This is a genomic window from Butyricicoccus sp. (assembly GCF_050872565.1).
Lineage (GTDB): Bacteria > Bacillota > Clostridia > Oscillospirales > Butyricicoccaceae > Butyricicoccus_A.
Map to the genome: position 1 here is coordinate 1 of NZ_JBNMHC010000194.1, position 4,296 is coordinate 4,296.

Annotated in this window: 6 protein-coding genes; 5 read left to right on the forward strand and 1 reads right to left on the reverse strand. The window is 51.4% G+C overall.

What is annotated here, in order from left to right; genetic code table 11:
• The 5 genes from metG to ACR0P9_RS08415 form a co-directional block, all read left to right on the forward strand.
• Positions 1–1,011 (forward strand): methionine--tRNA ligase subunit beta (gene metG / locus ACR0P9_RS08395; RefSeq protein ID WP_432619153.1); only part of this gene is annotated, 1,011 nt, incomplete at its 5' end.
• Between the two features lie 172 nt (positions 1,012–1,183).
• Positions 1,184–1,825 carry a MerR family transcriptional regulator gene (locus ACR0P9_RS08400; RefSeq protein WP_432619155.1) on the forward strand — a complete coding sequence of 214 codons (642 nt, stop codon included), beginning with the start codon at positions 1,184–1,186 and terminating at the stop codon, positions 1,823–1,825.
• Positions 1,806–2,123 (forward strand): YbjQ family protein, encoded by a 318-nt coding sequence (locus ACR0P9_RS08405; RefSeq protein ID WP_432619157.1) that lies wholly within the window; start codon positions 1,806–1,808, stop codon positions 2,121–2,123. Before ACR0P9_RS08400 ends, ACR0P9_RS08405 begins: the two co-directional genes overlap by 20 nt.
• Before the next feature lie 14 nt (positions 2,124–2,137).
• A complete protein-coding gene (locus tag ACR0P9_RS08410; protein WP_432619159.1) occupies positions 2,138–2,929 on the forward strand; it encodes a TatD family hydrolase in 792 nt (263 codons plus the stop codon).
• A gap of 120 nt (positions 2,930–3,049) precedes the next feature.
• Positions 3,050–3,736, forward strand: a complete 687-nt coding sequence (locus ACR0P9_RS08415) for an S-layer homology domain-containing protein (RefSeq protein ID WP_432619161.1) — start codon at positions 3,050–3,052, stop codon at positions 3,734–3,736.
• Between the two features lie 83 nt (positions 3,737–3,819).
• Here the strand turns inward: ACR0P9_RS08415 and ACR0P9_RS08420 are convergent.
• The coding region (locus ACR0P9_RS08420; RefSeq protein ID WP_432619163.1) for a PLP-dependent transferase at positions 3,820–4,296 on the reverse strand (477 nt) is incomplete at its 5' end.

Sequence of the window (4,296 nt, forward strand, 5' to 3'; positions counted from 1 at the left end):
ACCCTGCGTTACTTCCTGATGCGCGAGTTCCCGTTCGGTTCCGACGGTGCATTCTCCAATGAGGCACTGATTAACCGCATCAACTCGGATCTGGCAAACGATCTGGGCAACTTGGTTTCCCGTACCGTGTCTATGGTTGAGAAGTACTTTGACGGCACCCTGCCGGCAGAGCAGACCGCAGATCCGCTGGATGATGAGCTGGTTTCGATGGCTTCCGCTCTGCGTGATAAGTATGACGACATCATGGAGTCTTACGCATTCCAGGATGGCCTGATTGAGATCTTCAAGGTTGTCTCTCGTGCAAACAAGTACATTGATGAGACCGCTCCGTGGGTACTGGCAAAGGATGAGGCAAACAAGCCGCGTCTGGCTCGCGTCATGTACAACCTGCTGGAGACCATCCGCATTTGCGGCATCCTGCTGACTCCGTACATGCCGGATTCTGCCGAGAAGATTCGTGAGCAGATCGGTGCAGATACGGATGTATACAACTGGGAGACTGCCGGTGTATATGGCTCGCTGCCGCAGACAGTTACCGTACACAAGGGTGCTGCTCTGTTCCCGCGCATTGACATGAACAAGGAACTGGCATTCTTGGAAGACCGCATGGCAAAGCAGAAGAAGGCAGCAGAAAAGGCTGCCAAGAAGGCAGAAAAGGCAGCAAAGAAAGAGGAGAAGAATCTCGAAGGCGTTATGATCGGCATTGACGATTTTGCCAAGGTCGAACTCAAGACCGCAAAGATTCTGTCCTGTGAGCCGGTAAAGAAGTCGGACAAGCTGCTGTGCCTGCAGGTTGAGCTGGGCGAAGAGAAGCGTCAGATCGTATCCGGCATTGCCGAGTACTACAAGCCGGAAGAAATGGTCGGCAAGACGGTTATCGTTGTGTCCAACCTGAAACCGGCAAAGCTGCGCGGCGTAGAAAGCCAGGGCATGATTCTGGCAGCAGATACGCCGGACGGCGTACAGGTTGTCTTTGCAGACGGCATTCCGTCTGGCTGCAAGATCAGATAAACAAAACATTCCTTCTGATGGAAGGATGACAGGAAGGCTCGATGATTCCCAGCGGGGATTTTCGAGCCTTCTGTATCTCAAAATTTTTCTCTTTTTTTGAACCAATCTCTTGACCTTCCACCTTGTGGAAGCTGTATAACAAAGAAAACAGAGAACACAGGGAGGATTTCCGATGAAGATCAAGCAGGTAGAGGAGCTGGTCGGCATCACCCGCAAAAATATCCGGTTCTATGAAGAACAGGGGTTACTGCAGGTGGCGCGGGCGGACAACGGATACCGCGAATATCATATGGAGGATGTCCGCAGACTGCAGCAGATTCGCCTGCTGCGTAAGCTGTCGATTCCGCTGGAAGATATTCGGGCACTGTTTGCCGGAACGCTTCGGCTGGATACCTGCCTTTCACGGCAGATGACGCAGTATGAAAGGCAGAAGCGAGATCTCGATCAGATGACGAAATTCTGCGAGATGCTGATGCGGGAAAATACATCTCTGGAATCTCTGGATGCGGAGCTTTGTTTGGAACAGATGGAGCATCTGGAAAAGGAGGGAACCAGCTTTATGGATGTCAACACAACCGATGTAAAGAAAAAACGCAGAAACGGTGCCGTACTCGGTGCAGCGTTTATGATTGGTGTGATGCTTGCCGTGATTGCCCTTATTTTGTGGGTGAGTACGCAGGAGGAGATGCCGCTTCCGGTATTGGGCATTGGCATCGGTGTTCCGGTGGTTATCATGGTTGGCGTGCTGGCTGCTCTGCGCAGCAGACTCAAAGAGATTCAAGGAGGAGAAGAAGATGAAGCTGCTAAGTATTGAGTATATTCCGAATGCAGAAATTGAAGCATTGGGAATGGTAAAGGGAACCATCGTTCAGACCAAGAATGTCGGAAAAGACTTTATGGCGGGCATGAAAACGCTGGTCGGCGGAGAGATCGTCGGCTACACGCAGATGCTGGAAGAGGCACGGCAGATTGCCGTCAAACGCATGGTGGATGAGGCAAAGGCACTGGGTGCGGATGCCATCATCGGCGTGCGGTATGGCTCGTCACAGGTAATGGCGGGCGCTGCGGAGGTCATTGCCTACGGTACGGCGGTGCGTATCCTGAATCAGTAAGAAAGGAAACACATATGCTGTTTGATACCCATGCACACTATGATGACAGCTGGTTTGATGCGGATCGAGAGCAGCTGCTTTCGTCGATGCAGGAGCATAACGTCGGATTGATTCTCAATCCGGGCTGTGATGTAGAGACATCGAAAACCGCGGTACAGCTGGCGCATACCCATGACTTTATGTATGCCGCTGTCGGCATTCATCCGGAATACAGCGTTGACGTCACAGATGCAGATCTTACCATCATTCGCGCGCTGGCGGCAGACCCGAAGGTCAAGGCAATCGGAGAGATTGGCTTGGATTATTATTGGGAAAAGCGTTCTCCGGAGACCACGCCGCCGCGCGAACAGCAGAAGCTCTTGCTGCGCAAACAACTAGAGCTGGCGCGGGAGCTGAAATTGCCGGTCATTATCCATGACCGCGATGCCCATGAGGACTGCTTTGACATCGTAAAAGACTATGCAGATCTGAAGGGTGTCTATCACTGCTATTCCGGCAGTTTGGAGATGGCAAAGGAAATTCTCAAGCTGGGATGGAATTTGTCGTTTACCGGCGTGATTACCTATGGCAGAGCGAAAAAGGCGCGCCGCGTCATCGAGGGAATCCCGATGGATCGCATCATGATTGAGACAGACAGTCCATATCTGACGCCGGAGCCGGAGCGGCTCGCAGAAGGACGCGTGCGCAACAGCTCGCTGTTTGTTCATCGCGTCGCAGAACAGATTGCGAATTTTAAGGGATTATCTGTACAAGAAGTCGAAGAAATTACGACAGCGAACGGAAAAGCCTTTTTCGACATTGTATGACGCATGGTGCATAAAAAGATAGACAGAATCAGGCATATCAATTGACAAACACGATTAAATTTTATATAATATAAATAATTTAAACGGAGCGTTTATTAAACGCTGAGAGGAGTGGCTCTTATGAAGAAGAGATTGATGAGTCTGCTGCTGGCAGGATGCATGACGGCTGTGCTGTCTGTTGGTGCTTTTGCGGCAGATACGACAGAAGTATCTAAGTCTGAAGAAGCATCTCTGAAGGCACCGGTATCTAAGGTGTTCACGGATGTACCGGCAGACGCTTGGTATGTAGCTGGCGTACAGTTCGTATACAACAACGATGTTATGGTTGGCGTTGCTGCTGACAAGTTTGCACCGGAAGCAGGTTTCAACCGCGCTATGGTGGTACAGACTATGTATAACCGTTCCAGCAACAAGAACTACAACAAGAACGCAGCACCGGCATTCTCCGATGTCACAGATAAGAATGCTTGGTACTATGATGCTGTACAGTGGGCAGCACAGAGAGGCGTTATCGGCGGCTATGAAGACGGCACTTTCCGTCCGAATAGAAATGTAACTCGTGAAGAGTTTGCAACTATTCTGTATCAGGCTTCCGGTAGCCCGGCAATTATCAACTACACCCTGCCGACGCATCCGGACTTCAAGGATGTTTCCGCTTGGGCAAAGAACGCAATGATCTGGGCTAACCGCCGTCACGTCATCAATGGCGTTCCGGAAAATGGTCTGCTGTATCTCCAGCCGAAGGGTGTTGCTACTCGTGCACAGGCAGCTAGCATGTTGTCTCAGTATCTGGTTATCACCGGCTGATTGAGGACAGAATACGTCACAAATGTCTAAAAAATGCCATCCGATTTTCTCGGATGGCATTTTCTTATGCAGGGAAATAGGAATTATTGCGCAATCGCGGCGAATGCCTGCTTCAGATCGTCGAGAATGTCGTCGACATGCTCCAGACCGACAGACAGACGCACCAGACCCGGCGTGATGCCGCAGGCAACCAGCTGCTCATCGCTGAGCTGGCGATGTGTTGCCGTCGCTGGGTGCAGAATGCAGCTGTGAATGTCCGCAACATGTACTTCCAGCGAAATCATCTTCAGACTGTCGATAAACTTCGCAGCGCGGGCGCGGCCGCCCTTGATAGAGAACGAGATGACACCGGCAGTGCCTTCCGGCAGGTATTTCTGCGCCAGCGCGTGATATTTGTCGGACGGCAGGTTTGGATAATTGATAAATTCTACATCCGGCTGCTGCTCTAAGAACTGGGCAACTTCCAGCGCGTTTTTGCTGTGCTGACGAATACGAAGCGGCAGAGTCTGTAAGCCGAGGTCGAGCAAAAAGGCTCCCATTGGCGTCTGACAGGTGCCCAT